Genomic DNA, 21,258 nt, shown 5'->3' with positions numbered 1-21,258 from the left:
CCGATACGGCAAAAAAGAATCCCGCCAGACGCTCACGCGCTGGCGGGATTTTTTGATGGACGGCGGTTTCGGTACGCCTCGCGGAATTACGCCGCTACGCGGTGCGAGCCGCCGTCGCGGAACTGCGCGAGCAGCTTCGTCCACTTGATGCGCGTGGCCGCAAGGTTCTGCTCCTTCACGTGTCCGTAGCCGCGAATCTCCTGCGGCAGTTCCGCGAGTTGCACGGCCAGCGCGACGTTATGCTCGTTCAGGCCCGACACCAGTTCGTTCACCAGCGTCTCGTACTCCCCGATCAGCGCGCGCTCCGTGCGACGCTCTTGCGTCTTGCCGAAGATGTCGAACGCACCGCCACGCAGTCCCTTGAACTTCGCCAGCACGCCGAACGCCTTCATCATCCAGGGGCCGTAGGTTTTTTTGACGAGATGCCCCTTGTCGTCGTGCTTGGCGAGCGAGGGCGGCGCGAGGTGGAAGCGTAGCGAGAAGTTGCCTTCGAACTGCTCGTTGATCTTCTGCATGAAGGCCGGATCGGTGTACAGACGCGCGACTTCGTACTCGTCCTTGTACGCCATGAGCTTGTACAGCGCGCGGGCGACGGCTTCGGTCAACGGCATTTGCGACGCATCGTTGGGCAGCGCCGATTCAGCGGCGCGCACGCGATCCACCGTCTGCTTGAAGCGCTCCGCATAAGCGCGATCCTGATACGCGACGAGCTGGTCGTAGCGGCGCTGAATCAGCGCGTCGAGCGCGCGCGGCGAGTGCAGCGTGATCAGCTTGCCGCCCGAGGCCGACGACGGCGCTTCGTTCTGCTGCGCGAGCTTGCGCACCGTCGCGAGATCGTGCGCGGCGCGGCGGCCCCATTCGAACGCCTGCTTGTTCTTCTCGATGGCCACGCCGTTGAGTTCGATGGCACGAATGAGCGCCGCGTACGACAGCGGTACCCAACCCTTTTGCCACGCGTAACCCAGCACGAACGGGTTGGTGTAGATGGTGTCGCCGAGCAGACGCAGCGCGAGATGATTGGCGTCGACGAAGTCGACGTTCTCACCGGCGGCCGCGCGAATATCGTTCTCAGTGCTCGCGCCGGGGAAGCGCCAGTTCGGATTGCGGATGAACTCGGCCGTTGGCGTATGCGCGCTGTTCACGACGATGTTCGTCACACCTTGCTGCACGCGCGAGAGCGTGTCGTCGCTGGCGGTGGTGATGGCGTCGCAACCGATCACCACGCGCGCATCGCCCATGGCAATGCGCGTGGCGTGAATGTCTTCCGGTTGCAGCGCAATCTGCACGTGGCTCGTCACCGCGCCGCCCTTCTGGGCGAGGCCGGTCACGTCGAGCGTCGTCACGCCCTTGTTCTCGAGGTGCGCAGCCATGCCGAGCAGACCGCCGATGGTGACGACCCCCGTGCCGCCCACACCGGTCACAAGAATGCCGTACGGACGTGCGATGTTGGGTAGCGCCGGCTCCGGCAGCGGCGGTAGGCCGCTGCTGTCGACCTGGGCGGTTTTCGGCTTGCGAAGCTGACCGCCTTCGACGGTCACAAAGCTCGGACAGAAGCCGTTCAGGCACGAGAAGTCCTTGTTGCACGTGGACTGGTTGATCTGGCGCTTCGTGCCGAACTCCGTCTCCAGCGGCTCGACCGACAGACAGTTCGACTTCACCGAGCAGTCGCCGCAGCCCTCGCAAACCGATTCGTTAATGACGACACGCTTGGCCGGATCGGGGTACGCACCGCGCTTGCGGCGGCGGCGCTTCTCGGTGGCGCATGTCTGGTCGTAGACCAGAATCGACGTCCCTTTCACCAGACGCAGTTCGCGTTGCACGCGGTCGAGTTCGCTGCGGTGATAGATGGGGATGTCGCCCACGAGCTTCACGCCGTCGTACTTCTGGGGCTCGTCCGTCACGATGACGATTTTCTGCGCGCCTTCGGCGGCGACCTGCGCCACGATCTGCGGCACGGTGAGCGTACCGTCGACCGGCTGGCCGCCGGTCATGGCGACCGCATCGTTGTACAGAATCTTGTAGGTGATATTGACCTTCGACGAGATCGCGGCACGAATCGCGAGGAGCCCCGAGTGGAAGTAAGTGCCGTCACCGAGGTTGGCGAAAATGTGTTCGTCGCACGAGAACGGCGCCTGGCCGATCCACGGCACGCCTTCGCCACCCATCTGCGAGAACGTGTCCGTCTTGCGATCCATCCACACGGTCATGTAGTGACAGCCGATCCCCGCGATGGCGCGCGAGCCTTCGGGCACATTCGTCGACGTATTGTGCGGGCAGCCCGAGCAGAACCACGGCTTGCGCTCCACGGCAATGCGCGGCTTCGACAGCGCCTGCTCCTTCGCCTCGATCACGCGCAGGCGCGCGGCGATGCGCTCGCGTACGTCGCTCGGCAATTCGAACTTTTCCAGACGCGTAGCGATGGCCTTGGCGATCAGCGCCGGCGAGAGTTCATAGTGGGCGGGCAGCAGCCAGTTGGCCATCGGCACGGACCATTCGCCACCGGCGCCGTCCTTTTCGTCGAACTTGCCGTACACACGCGGGCGCACGTCGTCACGCCAGTTGTACAGCTCTTCCTTGATCTGGTATTCGAGGATCTGACGCTTTTCCTCGACCACCAGAATTTCCTGGAGCCCTTGTGCGAACGCGCGCGCGCCCTGCGCTTCAAGCGGCCACACACAGCCCACCTTGTACAGACGAATGCCGATGCGGGCGCACGTGTCGTCGTCCAGACCGAGATCGGCCAGCGCCTGACACACGTCGAGATAGGCCTTGCCGCCGGTCATGATGCCGAAGCGCGCATTGGGCGAGTCGACGGTGACGCGATCGAGCTTGTTGGCGCGGATATACGCGAGCGCGGCATACCACTTGTAGTCGATCATCCGCGCTTCCTGCACGAGCGGCGGATCGGGCCAGCGGATGTTCAGGCCGTCGGGCGGCATGACGAAGTCGTCCGGCAAGCGGATGTCGACGTTGTGCGGGTCGATCATCACCGAGGCCGACGATTCGACCACGTCCGTCACGCACTTCATGGCGACCCACAGGCCGGAATAGCGGCTCATCGCCCAGCCGTGCAGACCGTAATCGAGATACTCCTGCACGTTCGAGGGGAACAGCACCGGGATACCCGCCGCCTTGAAGACGTGTTCGGACTGGTGCGCGAGCGTTGAGGATTTCGCGGCGTGGTCGTCGCCAGCGAGGACCAGCACGCCGCCGTGCTTGGACGAGCCGGCGGAGTTGCCATGCTTGAGCACGTCCATCGAGCGATCGACGCCGGGTCCCTTGCCGTACCACATGGAGAACACGCCATCGAACTTGGCGGGATACAGATTGACTTGCTGTGAGCCCCACACGGCTGTGGCGGCAAGGTCTTCGTTCAGGCCGGGCTGAAAGACGATGTGATGACCGGCGAGGTGCTGCTTGGCCTTCCATAGCGACAGGTCCAGAGCGCCGAGCGGCGAGCCGCGATAGCCCGAAATGAAACCTGCCGTGTTGAGCCCGGCGGCGGCATCGCGCGCCTGCTGCAACATCGGTAGTCGGACTAGCGCCTGAATGCCGCTCATGTAGGCGCGACCGCGCTCGAGCGTGTATTTGTCGTCGAGCGTGACCGACTCCAGTGCGGCCAGCAAGCTCGGATTGACGGGGGCGTTCATGGGGTGTGCTCCTCACTCTCACTGATTTTGGGATCGCCAAAACTTCCTGCCCCTCCCGCTCTTGTGAAGCAGGACGGCAGCGTGAATGCCGGCCTTTTTGTCGCGTTTTTCGAAGGACTCACGCATGTGATGTCACTCGGTGGGCGGGGCCTTTTTTCGTAGTGCTGATGCCAGTCGGACCTATGGTAGCACCGGTGTCATGGCGTTGCCTGACGGTGGTGGTCACGTCTTATCGGTTACCGAACGCGGGCAGTATAGCGAGGATTATGACGTTTACGTAAACGTAAAGCGTCTGGCGTAAACCCTGTCAGAGACACTTATCGGACGCTCCCCTGTGCCGGGTGCCGGGTGGCGGGTGCGGCACCGGGCCGCACATTTGCTTTGGGAATTTGCTTCAAAATGACGGCATTGTGTCGCCATTATGTCGGCAACCGTACGTTTGTCGGTGCCTTCTGACATGCGGGTAACAACGTGTAACGGTGCGGGGCATCTGGGAACGGAGCGGGCAGAATGCCCACTAATGCGTTACCCGATGCGTCACATTTTCGATATTGTCACGTTCGGTACATTCATGGCGTGCCTGGAAAGCGCGCAGCAACAACAAAGCGATACGTAAGAAGGAGTCACTGTGAATCAACGAAACATCGCCAAATTCCTGCTGGTTTCCGCTTCGTTCCTGACCCTGGAAGTGAGCGTCGCACGTGCCGATGAACTGGCGCGCGACAAGACGGCCGAACCTACCCCCATCACGCAGCAGCGCACCACGCCAACGCCGCAGCGTTACGAAGGCCCGCTCGACCAGCGCACGATCGATCCGCGAGAATTCCAGCGCCGTTAATCTGACGTTGCCGTCAGAGACTTCGGCCCGATCCACCTGCGTGCAACGCTGTCGCGGCCATACCCGACGAACCGCGTGACACGCCCGAACCGCAAGGCGCCGCCTGGACAGGCGAGCGCCTTTTTCTTTTCCCTGGCGTGGGCCGGTTAGCCGGTCGACGCGATGCCACCTCCGCTGTAATCTCTTGTAACCACGTTTTTTTGGCTTACACTTCCTTATATGTGGCGTTTTGCGCAATAATATTGCGCATAAATACCAATAACAGGGAGAGATATGTCAAAGCTGGAACTGGACAAGATCGATCGGCGGATTCTTGCCTTGCTGCAAAGCAACGGCCGCCTGTCCAACCTGGAAATCGCCGAGCAGGTAAGACTCTCGCCGAGTCCCTGTCTGCGCCGGATTCGCCGCCTGGAGGAGGCTGGGGTGATCCGTGGCTACGTTGCGTTGCTGGAGCCCACGCGTCTCGGCCTTGGCCTGCTGGCTTACGTCAACGTGCGACTCGACAAGCGGCATCCCGGCGACGGCGAGGGGGGCTCGGTCATCGAACATTTTCGTAGCGTGGTCGAATCCTGGCCGGAAGTCGTTGGCTGCTACGCAATGGCCGGCGACATGGATTACCTGCTGCGTGTTCACGTGCGCGACATGGCGCACTTCTCACGCTTCATGCAGAACCATCTGCTCGTGCATCCGAGCGTGGTGGACGTCAAAACCAGCTTCGTTCTCGATCAACTGAAAGAGACGACCGCCTTGCCGCTGCCGTAACTCGCGTAAGCGCTATTTTGACGAAGACAAAAAACCCGGCCAAGGCCGGGTTTTTCATGGGGCGCGCAATGTTGCGGATGTCGAGGATGTCGTCTCGATCACTGGGACTGCCGTCGAGGCAGCCTTCATTCAGGCGGCGCGCTGATTCGGCAGCAGGGCGCCGACCAGACGGCGCGCATTGCGAAGCTGGCGCTTGAGCGCGTAATCGAAGGCAGCGATCTGCTCCTGCATCATTTCCGAGAGCATCGAGTGCGTGTCGGCCGGGGGCAAGCTCAGGTAGCCGTCCGCTTCGCCGTACGCGAAGTTGATCTGCATGCCGGCCTTCTTCGCAATACGCATCATGCGAGCGTTGCGCGAGAGGCAATGCATATACAGCGTGTCGACACGCTTGTTGCGGCAATGGATGGCCGCGCGTTCGAACAGGCGCGAACCGATGCCGCGGCCACGGGCCGATTCGAGCACCGAGACGCCGAACTCCGCGACACGGCCGTTCTTGCCTTCCGGCAATTGCGCGACGTGCGCGACGGCGACGAGCGCGAGGTTGTCGTCGTACACGCCGAACACGCTGTCACGGGAGAAATCGATGCTGGCGACGTAACGCGTGATCACGTCGTCGGAGACGGCCTGGCCGAAACGCAGCAGGCGGTCTTCTTCACCGAGCGTCAGAAAATGGCGCTGGAGCCGATGGATGTCGCCGGACGTCAGCTCGCGAATCAGCACGCTCGACCGCTCGTTGGCGGCAACCGTCGCGCGTGCGACGTCGGGCGTGTGATTGGGGGCAGTCATGGCGTAATCCTTAGGTATTCTTTAGTGCGTCGACCCAATTGTGCGACGCAAAAGAATTATACCTGATCGGATAGGTAAAAACCCTAGGAAATTAATTGCCGGTCGTGGAGGGAAGCATCTAAGTGCCTGAAGACCGGCGTCTTTTCAGGAGATGGATGCGCAGGGGCGAGATCGCGTCGTTGCTGCGAGGCAACAATAAAGGGCGAATCGACGCCCTTTGTTTGTAAGTGATTACTAGCCAACTAAGCGAAAAAATCAGACTTGGGAAGGCGCTGTCGGTGCCGGGATCGCGGCATCGGCGCCGTCCGGCAGTGGCGTCGCCAGACCGTGTTCTAGCACGGCGATCACCTCGTTGGCGAAGTCCCGATAGCGCATGCGGCCACCGGGTTTGAGCCAGGTAAACGTCCAGTTGATCATGCCGAACAGCATCATCGTGAGGGCGGTCTGGTTGTGTTTCGCGACCCGCTCGGGGAAGGCGCGGGAGAGTTGACGGGCAAAGGCCGCCACGACATCGCGCTGGCGGTTGAGCACGATCTCGCGCTGCTCGTCATTGAGAAACTTCACGTCGTTGAGCAGCGCGATGTGACGGGTCTGGGATGTCTCGTACTCGTCGAGAAAGGCGCGGATCAGTTCGTGGAACGTGTCGCGCTCCGACAGGCCGCGTCGCTGACCCAGCGCTTCGACCTCGGTGACGATCAGCATCAGGCGCTTGGTGTAGCGCTCGAGCAGATCGAAGAGGATGGCGTCCTTGCTGGCGTAGTAGTGATACAGGCGCGCCTTGGACGTGCCGCAGGCAGCGGCCAATTCGGACATGGACGTGCTCGGGTAGCTCGCGCGCGCAAAGGCGTCGGCGGCGACATCGAGAATCTGTTCGCGCTGCGATTCGTGATCGGGCGCTTTGGTACGTGCCATAAACGGGGGTTACTCCAGTCGTAAATCGCACGCGGCGGCGGCCGTGGTGTCGCCGCGCAGCGCTAGCCGGCCTGCCGCACCGAGTTCGCGGCAGCGCCACAAAAGAAAACTGTCGGTGGCGAAAAACCCTTCGATGCGCGGCATCAACTCACCGAGAAACGCGGCCATCGGCGTCCAGACGACCGGCGCGCGCGTCAGAATCTGGTCGTCGATTTCGGCAAACGTCGCGCCTTCGAACGTGTTGTGGACCCAACGACGTACCTGCGTATTCACTTGCTTGAGCGCCCGCCATTCCAGAGACAGCCGGCCGATGCGCAACAAGGAAATCGGCGCGACACGCCCGAACCGGGCGGCGAGCACCTCCGGCGCATACATGCCGACGCTCGTGCGCCGATGGGCGTCGGCCGGACTGCCTGCGCCGCCGCTCAGATCGCTGCTGCGCAGCAGGACTTCGTTGAGTCGCGCCGGCGTGCTGCGCAGCATGAAGGCCACACGCCGCAATGTCAGTTGATCCGACGCGCTGTCGCCGTGCCAGCAAACCACCGGGTTGTCGCCTTCGGCCAGCCGTTGCAGGGAAGCCAGTTCCTCGCGCAACTCACCGGCGTAATCGCGACCGGCGGACGGCATGACGCGCTGCCAGAAAGCGGCGCGTTGCCGTTCGTTCTCGTCGATCTCGCGCAACGGGCCGACGGCCAGATCGTCACGCAGGACAAGGACGGGGTCGGCGCGTTGCGCTTGCGCCATCGCCGCGCGCAACTGCTGCGCGGCGATATCGCCACAGACGACATGGATGGTATTCATGCCCGGTAGTTTACGGTATTCCCGCTACCTCGGGTTGACGCTCCCGTAATGCCGGAAATAATCAGGGCATTGCCGTGAATTCGCGCCTGTTTCGCCTGCGATGACGTGACGTTCGCACATTACGGCAAACACGCGTTCGACATTGGGCGCCGTCGCTTGTCAGCGCTCGTCAGCGCTTGTCAGCCCTTGCCATTGTCCAACATCGTCCGACGCTGCGCCCCCGAACCCCGACATCCCGAACATGGCGGATGTCGCGGGCCCAGGCCACGCACGATCAACGCTCGTCGTAGCTCACCACCACGCGCTGCGTGAGCGGTCGCGCCTGACACGTCAGCACGAAGCCCTGTTCGACTTCGTAGTCTTCCAGCGTGTAGTTCTTGTCCATGGCGACTTCGCCTTCGAGCACCTTGGCGCGGCACGTGCAGCACACGCCGCCCTTGCAGGCGTACGGCAGCGACAGACCGGCGGCAAGCCCCGTATCGAGAATGCTCTGGCCTTCGTACGGCTGGCGCAGACGACGTTCCTTGCCGTCCATGACGACCACCAGCTCGGCCATCGGCGTGTCGTCGGTGATGACAACCGGCTTCACGCCGGCTTGCGGCGACGGCACGCCGAAGCGCTCGACGTGGATCTTTTCCTTGGCGACGCCGGCCGCCGTCAGGGCCGCTTCGGCGGCGTCCATCATCGGGCCGGGGCCGCAGATGAAGGCCTCGTCGATGCTCGCCGCCGGGATCAGCGTCTCGAGGAAGGCGGCGCACTTTTCTTCGTTGAGCAGGCCGTTGAACAACTCGACTTCCTGCGCTTCGTCGGACAGCACGTGATACAGGCGCAAACGGCCCAGATACGTGTTCTTCAGGTCTTCGAGCGCTTCGGCGAACATGATCGCCGGCACGGAGCGGTTGCCGTACACGAGCGTGAACTGGCTATTGGGCTCGGTCGCCAGCGTGGTCTTGATGAGCGCGAGCATGGGCGTAATGCCCGAGCCGCCGGCAAAGCCGACGTAATGTTTGGCGTTGTCGGCCGACAGGCGCGTGAAGAAACGGCCGTCCGGGGTCATCACGTCGATCTGCTGGCCCGGCTTCAACTGGTCGTTCGCGAAGTTCGAGAACTTGCCGCCCGGCACGCGCTTGATGCCCACGCGCAGTTCGCCCGAGGCTTCATATTCGGGCACGCCGACGCAGATCGAATAAGAGCGACGCGCTTCTTCGCCGTCGATCTCGGTCTTGAGCGTGAGGAACTGGCCTTGCGTGAAGCGATAGGCGTCGCGCAGCGTTTCCGGCACCGTGAAGGCGATGGAGATGGCGTCGGCCGTCTCGGGCCGGATTTCGCGAATCGTCAGCGAATGGAATTGCGGGGTCGTCATCGTGGGCTTCCCAATCGGGTCAATCTGGCCAATCAATATGGCTTGAAGTAGTCGAACGGCTCTTGGCACGTGCGGCAACGGTAATGCGCCTTGCAGGCGGTCGAGCCGAAGGCGGACACGACTTCCGTGTCGACCGAACCGCAATGCGGGCAAGGCACGCCGTCTTTCGGACGGCCATAGAACGTGATCTTGCGCGGGGCGTCGGCCGATACCGCTTGCGCGCCGGTGGGCGGCGCGATGCCGTAGCCGCGCAGCTTCTCACGAGCTTCCGGGCTGATCCAGTCGGTCGTCCAGGCGGGCGCGAGCACCGTCGTGACGTGCCAGGGGCCGAGCCCGGCGCGCGTCATGGCCGCAGCGATGTCCTCGGCGATCTGCTGCATCGCCGGGCAGCCGGAGTACGTCGGCGTGATCACGATCTCGAATGCCGTGGCCCCTTCGTCGTTCGTGACGACGCGCACGTCGCGCAGAATGCCGAGCTCGCGAATCGACACGACCGGAATCTCCGGGTCGGGCACGGCTTCGAGCGTTTGCCACGCGAGCGGCAGCGACGCCTCCGAGGCCGGCGTCAGCACATCGGGCGCAACGGCAGGGGTGAGCGGCAGATTCGTCATCGCGTCGGCAAACGGGTTCGTCATGTGCATGAGGCGCGCGCCTGGCTTACCAGCTGGCGCCGGGGTGCTGGCGTGCCAGTCCCTGCATCTCGCCAAGCAGGTAGCTCATGTGCTCGGAGTGACGCCCGAACTTGCCCGTGCTCTCGAACGCACCGCCGAGCGGCGCGGTGAGCGTCGCTTCGGTGAGGGCATCGTCGACGGTGGCTTGCCAGGCGTCCTTCAGGTCGGCCATCGTGACACCCGTGCCCGCAGCGGCGACGGCATCTTCGAGGGCGTCGCGCTTGAAGATCTCGTTCATGTACGGCACGAGATAGTCGAGGGCCGCCTGCGCGCGGCGATGCGATTCTTCCGTGCCGTCGCCGAAGCGCACGAGCCAGTCGCGCGCGTGGTGCAAGTGGTAATGCGCTTCCTTGACCGACTTCGCGGCGATGGCGGCAAGTTCCTCGTCCGCCGACTGGGCGAGCGCTTGCCAGACTTCGACCATCAGGGCGGAGTACAGGAAGTTGCGCACGATGGTGACGGCGTAGTCGCGCTCGGCGGCCGTGGTGCCTGCCGTCGGGCCATAGTGAGGCAGTTCGACGAGCGTCCAGTTGCGGAAGGCGAATTCGTCGCGCCAGAAAGCGTAGTCGTCTTCCTGCTTCGCGAAGCCGGTGAGCGCCGTCTCCAGCTTGGCGGCGTGCTGATAGAGCATGCGCGCCTGGCCGATCAGATCGAGGCTCAGGTTCGTGAGCGCGATGTCTTCTTCGAGCACGGGGCCGTGACCACACCATTCCGCGTTGCGCTGACCGAGGATCAGCGCGTTGTCGGCGAGGCGCAGCAGATAGGACAGATGTTCCTGCGTCGGTTTCATGTTCTGGGGTCTCGCTTGGGGCGCGCCGTCGATGTGCGGATATCGCACGACGGCGCGCAGCCGCTTACATGTGGTTCACTTCTTCCGGCAACTGGTAGAAGGTCGGGTGACGGTAGATCTTGTCGGCGGCCGGATCGAAGAGTTCGGCCTTGTCTTCCGGTGCCGACGCCGTGATGGCGCTCGAGGGCACGACCCAGATGCTCACGCCTTCCTGGCGGCGCGTGTAGACGTCGCGCGCCATGCGCAGCGCCATCTCGGCATCGGCGGCGTGCAGGCTGCCGCTGTGCTTGTGTTCGAGGCCCATCTTGCTGCGCACGAACACTTCCCAGAGGGGCCATTCCTTGTTGCTTGCTTGCGTCATGATCGTTCCTGATGTCTTGTGAGGGGGTGTCCGCGCACCTTGCGCCCGGACGTTGACCCTGATCTCGTCGTTGTCCGTTCGCCTCAGGCGGCTTGCTTTTCGGCGCGCTGGCGCTGTTTGGCGGCGTAGGCGAGCGCGGCTTCCCGCACCCAGGCGCCCTTTTCGTGGGCGGCCACGCGGGTGCCCACGCGTTCCTTGTTGCACGGACCGTCACCGCCGACCACGCGCCAGAATTCGCTCCAGTCGATCTCGCCGTAATCGTGCGCCTTGCGGGCTTCGTTCCACTTCAGGTCGGGATCGGGGAAGGTCACGCCGAGCACCTTGGCCTGTTCGACGGCCGCATCGACGAACTTCTGACGCAGGTCGTCGTTCGAGATGCGCTTGATGCCCCACTTCATGGTCTGCGTGCTGTGGATGGATTCCTTGTCGCTCGGACCGAACATCATCAGCACCGGCCACCACCAGCGGTTCACGGCTTCCTGCACCATGTCGCGCTGGGCCTGCGTGCCGCTCATCATCGCGAGCAGGGCGTCGAAGCCCTGACGCTGGTGGAACGACTCTTCCTTGCACACGCGGATCATGGCGCGCGCGTATGGACCGTACGAGCAGCGGCACAGCGGCACCTGGTTCATGATGGCGGCGCCGTCGACGAGCCAGCCGATCACGCCGACGTCGGCCCATGTGAGCGTGGGGTAATTGAAGATGCTGGAGTACTTGGCCTTGCCCGAGTGCAGGGCGTCGATCATCTGGTCGCGCGACGTGCCGAGCGTCTCGGCGGCGGAATACAGATAGAGACCGTGACCGGCTTCGTCCTGAACCTTGGCGAGCAGAATCGCCTTGCGCTTGAGGCTGGGCGCGCGCGAGATCCAGTTGCCCTCCGGCAGCATGCCGACGACTTCCGAGTGTGCGTGCTGCGAGATCTGGCGCACGAGCGTCTTGCGGTACTCGGCGGGCATGTAGTCCTGCGGCTCGATCTTCTGTTCGGCGGCAACGCGCGCGTCGAAGCGAGCCTGCTGTGCCTGCTCGGCCTCACTCAGGGCACGAACGCCCTTGGGGCTGTTGCCGGCCAGGTCGATGGCTTGCGTATACATAGAGGAAGGCCTCCGCGGCATGTGGGGATATGGAACGCATTATAAACCGACCGGCCGGTCGGTCAATAAATGTTTTCCATTAGGCCGAGGAGGGGGAAGACGAGAACCTTCCTACGATGGGAGGTCGGTGTCGATCAGCGCGCGCGGGGTGGCCACCTTGCCCAGGGGGGGCAAATTCTGAATGCCTCCGGGAAGTTTGCGATATACCCGTTGCCGATCGATGCCCTCGAAGCAGAGTCGACGGTTCACTGGCATCGGGCGTTCGATGCCGACGAGGGGATACGCCGGTTTTGTGAGTTCGTCGTATCCGTAGTCCGTGCCAACGTTAGCCCCGTGTTGTGTCTACGCACGTTATCCCCACGCTATGACTGCGGCTGCCCGAAGTGCTCGCGGTACTGCTGTGGCGACACGCCGAAGCGCCGCTGAAACACCTTGCGCATGTTGTGCGGATCGCCGAAGCCGCATTCCCACGCCACGGTCTTGAGCGGCGCGTTGCCGTTCTCCAGCATCACGCGTGCCGCGTCCACACGGGCGGCGCTGACGAAATCGGCGGGGGTGACGCCGGCATCGCGCGCGAAGACACGTGAGAAGTTGCGCACGCTCATCTTCGCTACGGCGGCCAGATCGCCGACCGATAGCGGCTCGGCCAGATGCGCCAGCACGTACTGCTGCACTTGCGCGACGGGCGAGGTCGGCGGCGCGTAGGGTGTGAGGTACGGACTGAACTGAGATTGCCCGCCCGCACGTTGCGTGAAGACAACCAGACGCTTCGCCACGTTCAATGCCACTTCCTGTCCGTGATCCTGTGCGAGCAGATGCAGCGAGAGATCGATTCCCGCCGTCACGCCCGCCGACGTGTACAGATGCCCATCCTGAATGAACAGCCGGTCGGCTTCGATGTGCGCCAGCGGGGCGCGCTCGGCGAGCACGTCGACGTCGTTCCAGTGCGTCGTCACGCGCTTGCCGTCCAGCAAGCCCGCCGCCGCCAGTATCAGCGCACCGTTGCAGATCGAGCCGTAGCGCCGGGCGCGCGGCGCCATGTCGTGGAGCCAGCGACAGACGTTCGGTCCGAGATCGTCGGTCAACAACGACGGGCCGCCCGCGACCAGCAAGAGATCGACGTGCCCACCCACCGCCTGATAGTGCCGGTTCGGCAACAGCGCCATGCCGTTCGAGCAGGCGATAGCGCCGTGCTGCGTGCCGATGATCTCGGTCTGATAGTGATCGCCGGGCAGCAGGAAGCGGTTGGCTTCCGCGAAGACATCGAGCGGACCGCTCACATCGAGTGACTGCACGCCGGGAAAAACCAGCAGGGCGACGTTACGGATCATGGCGATTTTGTGGGACGCAGTGAGTGGGGCCGGACCACGGTGGGCGCGGGGTTGGAGTTGGGGTGCAGCGATGGCAGCGATGGCCGTGGTGTGGGGCCATTTTGGCAGAAAGCGGCGTATCGGCGGCGCTGCGGCCGGGCGCTGGCGCGAAGATGCCGCGGGTTGGCGCAAATGGGCCGTTCGCCTCACGCGACGAAAGGCGGCGGCGCTTCGACAATCCTGACATTCAGCGACGGCAACGGCTGTCGCCGCATCTACCCCGACCCTTCGCCCCAACCTTTGCGTCTCCATTTCCCCATGAGGTCATCGATGTCGAATTCAGCCAATTTCTCCGCCGTCCGTTACCCGGATGAAGCCTCGCTGGCCGAGCGTGTCGGTCCGGCATTCTCTGTCGACGGTATGCTCGCCGCGCGCAACAAGACCCGAGCCGCGATCGCCGAGATCGCACGCCACGTGCATCCCGGCATGATCGAGGAAGACGCCGTCGTCATGGCGAAGCGCGTGCTTGCTGAGGCGGGTCTGGAACTGAGCTGGCACCCGACGCGCGTGCGCTTCGGCACGAACACCCTCAAGCCGATGCGGCAGCCATCCGAACTGGGAGTCGTGCTCCGGGAAAACGACCTGTTTTTCATCGATATCGCACCGCGCTTCGAAGCATGGGAGGGCGACGGCGGTGCGAGTTTCGTCGTCGGTGAGCACGCCGAATACGAGCGTTGCGCGCGCGACGCCGAAACGCTGTTCCACGACGTGCGCGCGAAATGGCAACGCGAAGGCGCCACAGGACAGGTGCTGTACGCCTACGCCGACGACGTGGCGCGTCGCATGGGCTGGACGCTGAACTTCGACTTGCCGGGGCATCGCGTATCGGACTTCCCGCACGCCGCCATCCATACCGGCTCGCTGGCCGACTTCGACTCGACGCCTTCGCCGATGCGCTGGATTCTGGAAATCCATCTGCGCGATCCGCAACAGCGCTTCGGCGCATTCTTCGAGGACATGCTGCTCGAAGACGCCTACTACTGACCGCTCACCGAATGACCCCGTGACCGAACCCATGGTTGGATGGCCGTCGCCGGACGCTGTGGCATACGCGCTACGCGTAGCGGCAACGGCCATCATCTCCGTCGTATCCCCCCGGCGCTTGTTTGCTATACTGCAAACGATTCTCATTTGCAAAACGGTGCCTGAGCCTTGCGGCCACACTTGGCCCGGGGACAGGAGGGGCGCATGCCCGCCGACGACACGCTGCAACGCGAGACCACGTTGCGCAGACTCTACAGCGATCATCACGGCTGGCTTCATGGCTGGCTGCATCGCAAGACTGGCTGCTCACATCGCGCGGCCGACCTCGCGCATGACACTTTCCTGCGCCTGCTCGAGCGCGATCCGCCGGGCAGGCTCGCGTCGCCCCGCGCGTTTCTGACGACGCTCGCCCAGCGTGTTCTCTATAACCACTGGCGACGCGAACACATCGAGCGGGCCTATCTCGAAGCCCTTTCCCAACAGCCTGAAGCGTTCGCTCCCTCGCCGGAGGAGCGCGCCATCGTGCTCGAAACGCTGTTCGAGATCGATCGTTGCCTCGATGGCCTGCCGCCTCTCGTCAAACGCGCCTTCCTGCTCGCGCAACTCGACGGCCTTACGCATGCCGAGATCGCCGCAGCGCTCGGCATTTCGCTCGCGACGGTGAAGCGCCATCTGGTTCGCGCAGGCACGCAGTGTTTCTTCGCGATGGAGACGCCGTGACGCGCGCGGCCTCCGGAATGCCCTTCGACGCGGGCATTGCGCGGCAAGCGGTCGAGTGGTGGGTCACGCTGCAAAGCGACGATGCCAGCGACGCGCTGCGCGCGGCCTGCGTGCGTTGGCGTGAGGTGCACCCCGAGCACGAGCGCGCGTGGCGTCATATCGAAGGGGCGGACTCACGAATGCGTCATGTGTCGGACGCACTGGGCGCGGCGGTGGCCCGGGCAGCGTTGCGCGCACCGCGCTCACGCGAGCGTCGCATGGCTGTCAAGGCCATTGCGGGGGCCGTCTTCCTCGGTACCGGGGCGTGGGTGGCGAGCGATCCGGGGGCGGTCCAGTGGCTGCGTGCCGACGCGCGTACCGGCGCAGGCGAGCGTCGTACATTGTCTCTGGCCGACGGCACTACGCTCTCGCTCAATACGCGCACGGCCGTGCGCTTGTCGATGGATGGCGACGTGCGGGGCATCGCGCTCATCGAGGGCGAAATCATGGTCACCACCGGACAGGACGCTGGCCACGTGCCGCCGCGAGCACTGATCGTATCGACGATGCACGGAACGCTCCAGCCGGTGGGCACGCGCTTTGCGGTACGTCGGACGGACGAGGGCGGCGACACCTCCGTACAAGTTTTCGAGGGGGCGGTGCGGGTCACGCCGAAAGCGGTGGCGGGGGCAGGCGCGACGCTTGAGCGAATCGTCCATGCCGGCGAGCAGGCGCGACTTACCGCCGACAACGTTGGGCCGGTACTGCCGCTTGCCCAGGGCGACGGCGCTTGGACGGACGGGATCTTCGTGGCCGCCGATATGCGTCTGGATGTATTTCTCGCCGAACTCTCGCGCTACCGTCGCGGGTATCTGCGCTGCGACCCGATGGTGGCCTCGCTGCGCGTGTCAGGCACGTATCCACTTGCGGATATCGACGCCATCCTGGGGGTGCTCCCGCATGCGCTGCCGGTCGCGGTCACCGCGGTGACCCGCTATTGGGTGACGGTCGGGCCGCGCGGCTGAGCGCGATGAGAGTGATCAGTGGCGTCAGTGACGCTCAGTGAGCTGTTTTGTCGGTCTCGCGTGACAAGGGAAGTGAAACCTTTTCTCTTTAGCCAGTACGAGACTGACATCATGGCCGTCGCTTTGCCCGAATTCCTGTTCTTGTTGCGTGGCCGCGCTGGGTCGGTGGCCATCGGCTCCGCCAGTACCGCCGACTTCCCCCGTTGGCATCGCCGTAGTATCTGCGCGGGCGTCGCGCTGACGTTCGCGTCGCTCGGATCGACCTTCATGGCCGGAGGCGTTTATGCGCAACCGCCCTCACCGTCAGACGTGGCGGCAAGTGCGGCCTCCGTTGCACGTATCTATGACATTCCGCCCGGTTCGCTCGACACCGTGCTCACGCGCTTCGGCCGGGAGTCGGGCATTCTGCTGACGTATGCCCCCGCCCTGACGGCTGGCCGCCAAAGCCCGGGCGTGCACGGTCGCTTCGATGTGCCCGCGGCGTTCGGCCAGTTGCTTGCGGGCACGGGGTTGACGGCGTCGCCGCAAGGCGCGGGCTATACGCTGGCGCCGCAGACGGCGCCAGCTGTGGCGACGCTCGCGCCCGCCGGCGGCTCGGGCGATGTGGCGTTGCCCGCCACCCACGTGCAGGCGCAGGCGTGGAGCGACGCCTACCGCATGCCGGTGGACGCCAACGTCACCCGCTCCGACACGCCCATCCTCGACATCCCCCAGGCCATCAACGTGGTGCCTCATCAGGTACTCGCCGACCAGCGCGCCCGCACGCTCGACGACGCGCTGGTCAATGTCAGCGGCATCGTGCAGGGCAACACGCTGGCAAGCACGCAGGACACGCTGCTCAAGCGCGGCTTCGGCGGTAATCGCGACGGCTCGATCATGCACAACGGCATGCCGCTCGTGCAGGGGCGCGGGTTCAACGCGAACGCGGATTCGGTGGAGGTGCTCAAGGGCCCGACATCGCTGCTGTACGGGATCATGGACCCAGGGGGCGTGATCAACGTGGTGAGCAAGCGTCCGTTGCTCAAACCCTATACGGCGGTAAGCGTGGCGGGCACGACATACGGTCATGGCAAGAACGGCGTGGAGGAGACGCTCGATACCACGGGGCCCATTGGCGATATTGGCGATTCGCGGCTCGCCTACCGTCTGGTCGTCGACCAGAACAACCAGCAGTACTGGCGATATTTCGGCTCGCAACGCGAGACGCTCGTCGCGCCGACACTGGCCTATTACGGACGCGATACGCAGGTCGTCGTGTCGTACGAGTACCGCAATTTCCTCACGCCGTTCGACCGCGGCACAGCGCTCGATCCGAAGACGAACCGGCCGCTGGCGATTGCGGCGCGTGAGCGTCTGGATGACGTGCACAACGAGATGGCCGGACAGTCGCATCTGGCGCAGATCACGCTCGACCATCAGTTCAATGCCAACTGGAAGGCGCACGTGGGTTACAGCTACAACACCGAGACCTACGACGCCGGACAGTTGCGCATTACCGGTGTGAATTCGACGACGGGCATCGTCTCGCGCAGTAACGACGGTACACGCGGCTCGGACAGCACCGACAGTTTCGGCACCGCGTATCTCGACGGGAAGGTCACGCTTGCGGGGATGCGTCACGACCTGCAATTCGGCGGCGACTGGGAATATCGGCGTATCTACCGGCGCGATTTGCTTCGTCAGGCGGCGAAGTGCACGTTCTCCTATCTGAATCCGGTCTACGGCTGCGAGGTGATCCCGACGACGGTGTCGGCCAGCGACAGCGACCAGACCGACACGCTGCACGATGCGTCGCTCTTTTTCCAGGACGCGATCCATGTCACCGACCGCTGGATTCTGGTCGGCGGGGTGCGTTTGCTGACCTACAGTCAGTTCGCAGGCAAGGGGCGCCCGTTCAAGGCCAATACCGATATCAGCGACGCGAAGTGGCTGCCGCGTGCGGGCGTCGTCTACAAGGTGCGGGACGACCTGTCGTTGTATGGCAGCTATTCGGAGTCGCTCAAGCCGACGTCCACCATCGCGCCGCTGTCGACGGGCGTAGTCATCGACTCGAACGTGGCGCCCGAGCATGCGCGATCGTATGAGGTCGGGGCGAAGCTCGATGTGCCCGGCGGGCTGAGCGGCACGCTCGCGTTGTTCAATATCGACAAGCGCAATGTGCTCGTGTCGCAGGCCGTGCCAGGCCGTAGTACGCTGGATTGGCGTACGTCGGGTGCGGCACGCTCGCGAGGTGTCGAGCTCGATGTGTCCGGTCGGATCGGGCAGCGCTGGAATGTGATCGCGAGCTACGCATTCATCGATGCGAAGACGACGGACGATCCGCTGTACGCGGGCAACACGCTGGTCAATGCGGCCCGGCATACGGCGTCGCTCGCCGGGGTGTACGACTGGGGGCCCGTGCTGGGCGACGGCGGCGGCAATCTGCGTCTCGGGGCCGTCGGCCGGTATGTTGGATCGCGTCCCGGTGACTCGGCGAACAGCTTTACGCTACCGGCGTACTTCGTTGCCGACGTGTTCGCCACGTACGACACGAAGATCGGACGGCATCCCGTGCACTATCAGTTCAACGTCAGGAACGTCTTCAACAAGATGTACTACCCGTCCAGCGTCAGTCAGACCGTGGTGGCGATCGGCGATGCGCGCGCCGCGACGTTGTCGGCGACGTTCGAGTTCTGATGGTCGCGACGGGGGCGTCTGCGCCATGGAGAACCGCCGTTCCCGGGTTGCCGGGGCGGCGGCTTTTTTTGCGCGGTGCTGAAGGTTCGAGGCGATGGGCGGCGCTGAGGGATGTGGCGTCGCGCTCAGAGCAGGTCGTCGCTCGGGAGCAGGGTGAACGCGCCTGCGACGGCATTACGTCCGAAAGTGGCGTAGGGCTCGACGTCGAAAATTCGAGGTTGCCCATTTTCCTCACCGACCCAGCGCAGGCTCGGCATGGTGGGCGGCGTCGGCGTAGGCGGGGCGGTGCCAGCCGCGGCTAGCTCCACGCGGAAGCTGGTGCGGGGGGACGTCGCGCGCTCGAAGATTCCGGCCATCCGCTCGGCAAACTCCGGGCTGTGGATCACGATCGCCAGCTCGGTATTCAGGCGTACCGAGCGGGGGTCCAGATTAAACGAACCGAGAACGACGTCGCGTCGGTCGATCACGTAAGCCTTGCCGTGCAGACTCGCGCGCGATGAACCGCCGAACGTCACGCGTCGGGATTGACGTTCGCCGTCGTCCGTTCGGATCGGCTTGAATTCGTACAACGCGATGCCTGCCTGTAACAGTGCCGGTCGATAGCGGGCATAACCGGCGTGGACGGGCACGACGTCGGTTGCGGCCAGCGAGTTCGTCAATACGCGTACATTGACGCCGCGTTGCGTGAGCGCGGACAGGAACCGGACGCCGCCATCGAGAGGGACGAAGTAGGGGGAGATGATGAGGACTTCGCTTTGCGCGTGCGCGGCGAGCTGGCGAAGCTTTTCCCCGGGTTTGCTTTGGGTTTCGGCGACGGGGGCGTCGAGCTTGTCGGGCGAGTCGGCCGCGAGTTCGGCGGGGGCCCAGAAGAGCGGGACGGCGCCGTTGCGCAGGCTGGCGGCCAGCGGCGGTTGATGGAGCGCTTCATGGCCGGCGGGGACGTTCTCGGCGTCGCGCCAATGCTGGGCCAGCGCTTTGCGGGTGGCGTCGAGCGTCTCATCGTCGATCTTCGACTGGACTTGTTTGAGCGGGTAGGACTGCGGGCTCGTCCAGAAATGGTCGAAGCTGTGGGAAATGGCGTCCACGACCGGACCGGCGCACAGCAGATCGAAGTCCCGGAAAGAGAGGTCGGGATTCGCGTCGAAGTATTCGTCTCCAAGATTGCGCCCGCCCACGATCGCCACCTGGTTGTCCGCGACGAGCGCCTTGTTATGCATGCGGCGGTTCAACTGGTCGAAGCGCGTGAGCAGATTGCCGGCGCGCTGGAGCAGCGTGGTGTCCCGGGTGCCGAACGGATTGAAAACGCGAATCTCGATGTTGGGGCTCTCATCGAGCGCAGCGAAGGCGGGGTCGGTGTGGCGGCGATTGATATCGTCGACCAGCATACGAATGCGCACGCCCCGCTGGGCGGCGTCGAGCAGGGACTGGAGCAGCAGGCGGCCTGTGATGTCTTCGCCGGCGCTGTAGTACTGGACGTCCAGGCTATGTTGCGCCGATTGCACCAGCGCCAACCGGGTCGTGAAGGCGGCGGATCCCGTTGCCAGCAGCTGGAAGCCTGACTGCCCGGGGTGCGAGCGCACGGCCGGGGAGAGGGCGGAGGCCAGCGCGCCGGGTGTCGCCGCGGGCGTATGGGCCGTCCATTGCGATGGCTCGGCTGGCGGGCGCACCGACGAGCAGGCGGTAACGAGCAGGGCAAGCGGTATGAGTCGCAGCAGGTGGCCAGGCGCGAACGCGCGCCGTCGGCGCGACGGGCCGGGTTGGTCGAAGGGGACGGCGTTATGCGGCCGGAAGGATGATCGGAAGGCGCGCAAAAGAAGCATCTCAAACGCTCTTATATATAGAGAGGTGGGTGCGGACATTGATGCTGCGACGCTGGCACTGCCTTTCCATATAGGCAAGCTTTCAGGAAGCATATGCGATTTCATTCGTTGCGTCGTCGGGGGAGGCCCGGATACAGTGAACCCGTCTCCTCCATGTGTCCTGTCCCATGGATCTTGGCCCGCCCACGACGCGGGCCTTTTTTTGCCCTTTTTTGCGCTTTTCAAATTATTTTCACAAAGTGCTTGCCAGGGTCCCGGGTTTTCACTAATATCTCGTCTCTCGCAACGACAGCGACGCAGCGAAAGCGGCGACGAGGTTGAAGCGAGGGGCTGAAAAGCCCGGTGGTTAGTGGTTTTGGAGCTTGCGAGTCGCTACGGCGACGAGCGAAGAAAGCGAAAAAAACTGTTGACGACGACGAGAAGCTGCGACATAATCTCACTTCTCTGCTGCTGATGCAGCGACGCAGAAAACGAAGCGACGGCGCGGTAAGTGAGCGACGAAGCGAAGTCGGATGCGATTGATCTTTAAAAATTAAACAACCGATAAGTGTGGGCACTCGATGAATGGTGCGTCTGCTTCGGCAGATAAGCTTTAAATTTATTGAGGCTCACATAGTAATAGGTAAGTTAAGTAATTAACTTGTCAGCATACTTTGAGA

At 63.8% G+C, this 21,258-nt stretch carries 17 protein-coding genes; 6 read left to right on the top strand and 11 right to left on the bottom strand.

All coding sequences use genetic code 11. From position 1 onward, the window contains the following. Window positions 1-86: 86 nt before the first annotated feature. The gene (locus UC34_RS23300; protein WP_044457366.1) at window positions 87-3,650 is read right to left on the bottom strand and encodes an indolepyruvate ferredoxin oxidoreductase family protein; all 3,564 of its coding nucleotides are present in this window, start codon (window positions 3,648-3,650) and stop codon (window positions 87-89) included. 628 nt (window positions 3,651-4,278) lie between these two features. On the opposite strand from UC34_RS23300, the gene UC34_RS23295 reads away from it, so the two are divergent. Next, the gene (locus tag UC34_RS23295) at window positions 4,279-4,488 is read left to right on the top strand and encodes a hypothetical protein (protein ID WP_044457365.1); all 210 of its coding nucleotides are present in this window, start codon (window positions 4,279-4,281) and stop codon (window positions 4,486-4,488) included. Between the two features lie 273 nt (window positions 4,489-4,761). Beyond that, on the top strand, window positions 4,762-5,250 hold the full coding sequence (locus UC34_RS23290; RefSeq protein WP_044457364.1) for an Lrp/AsnC family transcriptional regulator: 489 nt from the start codon (window positions 4,762-4,764) through the stop codon (window positions 5,248-5,250). A 129-nt stretch (window positions 5,251-5,379) separates the two neighbouring features. Here the strand turns inward: UC34_RS23290 and UC34_RS23285 are convergent, their stop codons facing one another. From UC34_RS23285 to UC34_RS23245, 9 genes are all read right to left on the bottom strand, one after another. Then, a complete protein-coding gene (locus UC34_RS23285; protein ID WP_044457363.1) occupies window positions 5,380-6,036 on the bottom strand; it encodes a GNAT family N-acetyltransferase in 657 nt (218 codons plus the stop codon). Window positions 6,037-6,291: 255 nt separating this feature from the next. After that, window positions 6,292-6,948 carry a TetR/AcrR family transcriptional regulator gene (locus UC34_RS23280; RefSeq protein ID WP_044457362.1) on the bottom strand — a complete coding sequence of 219 codons (657 nt, stop codon included), beginning with the start codon at window positions 6,946-6,948 and terminating at the stop codon, window positions 6,292-6,294. Between the two features lie 9 nt (window positions 6,949-6,957). Beyond that, the gene (locus UC34_RS23275) at window positions 6,958-7,749 is read right to left on the bottom strand and encodes a DUF1835 domain-containing protein (RefSeq protein ID WP_044457361.1); all 792 of its coding nucleotides are present in this window, start codon (window positions 7,747-7,749) and stop codon (window positions 6,958-6,960) included. 274 nt (window positions 7,750-8,023) lie between these two features. After that, entirely contained in the window at window positions 8,024-9,112 is a 1,089-nt protein-coding gene (paaE, locus tag UC34_RS23270) for a 1,2-phenylacetyl-CoA epoxidase subunit PaaE (RefSeq protein WP_044457360.1), read from the bottom strand. A 32-nt stretch (window positions 9,113-9,144) separates the two neighbouring features. Continuing rightward, window positions 9,145-9,723 (bottom strand): 1,2-phenylacetyl-CoA epoxidase subunit PaaD, encoded by a 579-nt coding sequence (gene paaD, locus UC34_RS23265; RefSeq protein ID WP_044458591.1) that lies wholly within the window; start codon window positions 9,721-9,723, stop codon window positions 9,145-9,147. A gap of 46 nt (window positions 9,724-9,769) precedes the next feature. Continuing rightward, complete coding sequence (gene paaC / locus UC34_RS23260; protein ID WP_044457359.1) at window positions 9,770-10,573, bottom strand: 1,2-phenylacetyl-CoA epoxidase subunit PaaC; 804 nt, start codon at window positions 10,571-10,573, stop codon at window positions 9,770-9,772. A 64-nt stretch (window positions 10,574-10,637) separates the two neighbouring features. Continuing rightward, window positions 10,638-10,934, bottom strand: a complete 297-nt coding sequence (paaB, locus tag UC34_RS23255; RefSeq protein WP_044457358.1) for a 1,2-phenylacetyl-CoA epoxidase subunit PaaB — start codon at window positions 10,932-10,934, stop codon at window positions 10,638-10,640. 83 nt (window positions 10,935-11,017) lie between these two features. Then, a complete protein-coding gene (gene paaA, locus UC34_RS23250; protein ID WP_044457357.1) occupies window positions 11,018-12,025 on the bottom strand; it encodes a 1,2-phenylacetyl-CoA epoxidase subunit PaaA in 1,008 nt (335 codons plus the stop codon). Between the two features lie 362 nt (window positions 12,026-12,387). Then, complete coding sequence (locus UC34_RS23245) at window positions 12,388-13,356, bottom strand: GlxA family transcriptional regulator (RefSeq protein ID WP_044457356.1); 969 nt, start codon at window positions 13,354-13,356, stop codon at window positions 12,388-12,390. A gap of 309 nt (window positions 13,357-13,665) precedes the next feature. Here UC34_RS23245 and UC34_RS23240 point away from each other — a divergent pair, with 309 nt between their 5' ends. From UC34_RS23240 to UC34_RS23225, 4 genes are all read left to right on the top strand, one after another. Next, window positions 13,666-14,379, top strand: a complete 714-nt coding sequence (locus UC34_RS23240; protein WP_044457355.1) for a M24 family metallopeptidase — start codon at window positions 13,666-13,668, stop codon at window positions 14,377-14,379. 204 nt (window positions 14,380-14,583) lie between these two features. Further along, window positions 14,584-15,099 (top strand): sigma-70 family RNA polymerase sigma factor, encoded by a 516-nt coding sequence (locus tag UC34_RS23235; RefSeq protein WP_044457354.1) that lies wholly within the window; start codon window positions 14,584-14,586, stop codon window positions 15,097-15,099. After that, window positions 15,096-16,103: a FecR domain-containing protein gene (locus UC34_RS23230; protein WP_418303915.1), complete on the top strand. Its 1,008-nt coding sequence runs from the start codon at window positions 15,096-15,098 to the stop codon at window positions 16,101-16,103. The genes UC34_RS23235 and UC34_RS23230 overlap by 4 nt, the downstream gene beginning before the upstream one ends. A 267-nt stretch (window positions 16,104-16,370) precedes the next feature. Next, a complete protein-coding gene (locus tag UC34_RS23225; RefSeq protein WP_167370703.1) occupies window positions 16,371-18,779 on the top strand; it encodes a TonB-dependent siderophore receptor in 2,409 nt (802 codons plus the stop codon). Window positions 18,780-18,904: 125 nt separating this feature from the next. Here UC34_RS23225 and UC34_RS23220 read toward each other — a convergent pair whose 3' ends face one another. After that, window positions 18,905-20,638, bottom strand: a complete 1,734-nt coding sequence (locus UC34_RS23220; RefSeq protein ID WP_237165182.1) for a phospholipase D-like domain-containing protein — start codon at window positions 20,636-20,638, stop codon at window positions 18,905-18,907. Window positions 20,639-21,258: the final 620 nt, after the last annotated feature.

It is taken from the genome of Pandoraea vervacti (assembly GCF_000934605.2).
Lineage (GTDB): Bacteria > Pseudomonadota > Gammaproteobacteria > Burkholderiales > Burkholderiaceae > Pandoraea > Pandoraea vervacti.
Note: the sequence above shows the minus strand (reverse complement) of the source record. Positions and strands in the feature narration are given on the sequence as shown.

Coding starts and splice junctions, on each gene's coding strand:
- UC34_RS23220 (WP_237165182.1), bottom strand. CDS start 20,638: ATGTCCGCACCCACCTCTCTATATATAAGAGCGTTTGAGATGCTTCTT.
- UC34_RS23280 (WP_044457362.1), bottom strand. CDS start 6,948: ATGGCACGTACCAAAGCGCCCGATCACGAATCGCAGCGCGAACAGATT.
- UC34_RS23275 (WP_044457361.1), bottom strand. CDS start 7,749: ATGAATACCATCCATGTCGTCTGTGGCGATATCGCCGCGCAGCAGTTG.
- UC34_RS23300 (WP_044457366.1), bottom strand. CDS start 3,650: ATGAACGCCCCCGTCAATCCGAGCTTGCTGGCCGCACTGGAGTCGGTC.
- paaA (WP_044457357.1), bottom strand. CDS start 12,025: ATGTATACGCAAGCCATCGACCTGGCCGGCAACAGCCCCAAGGGCGTT.
- UC34_RS23240 (WP_044457355.1), top strand. CDS start 13,666: ATGTCGAATTCAGCCAATTTCTCCGCCGTCCGTTACCCGGATGAAGCC.
- UC34_RS23225 (WP_167370703.1), top strand. CDS start 16,371: ATGGCCGGAGGCGTTTATGCGCAACCGCCCTCACCGTCAGACGTGGCG.
- UC34_RS23245 (WP_044457356.1), bottom strand. CDS start 13,356: ATGATCCGTAACGTCGCCCTGCTGGTTTTTCCCGGCGTGCAGTCACTC.
- UC34_RS23290 (WP_044457364.1), top strand. CDS start 4,762: ATGTCAAAGCTGGAACTGGACAAGATCGATCGGCGGATTCTTGCCTTG.
- UC34_RS23285 (WP_044457363.1), bottom strand. CDS start 6,036: ATGACTGCCCCCAATCACACGCCCGACGTCGCACGCGCGACGGTTGCC.
- UC34_RS23235 (WP_044457354.1), top strand. CDS start 14,584: ATGCCCGCCGACGACACGCTGCAACGCGAGACCACGTTGCGCAGACTC.
- paaB (WP_044457358.1), bottom strand. CDS start 10,934: ATGACGCAAGCAAGCAACAAGGAATGGCCCCTCTGGGAAGTGTTCGTG.
- paaC (WP_044457359.1), bottom strand. CDS start 10,573: ATGAAACCGACGCAGGAACATCTGTCCTATCTGCTGCGCCTCGCCGAC.
- paaE (WP_044457360.1), bottom strand. CDS start 9,112: ATGACGACCCCGCAATTCCATTCGCTGACGATTCGCGAAATCCGGCCC.
- paaD (WP_044458591.1), bottom strand. CDS start 9,723: ATGACGAATCTGCCGCTCACCCCTGCCGTTGCGCCCGATGTGCTGACG.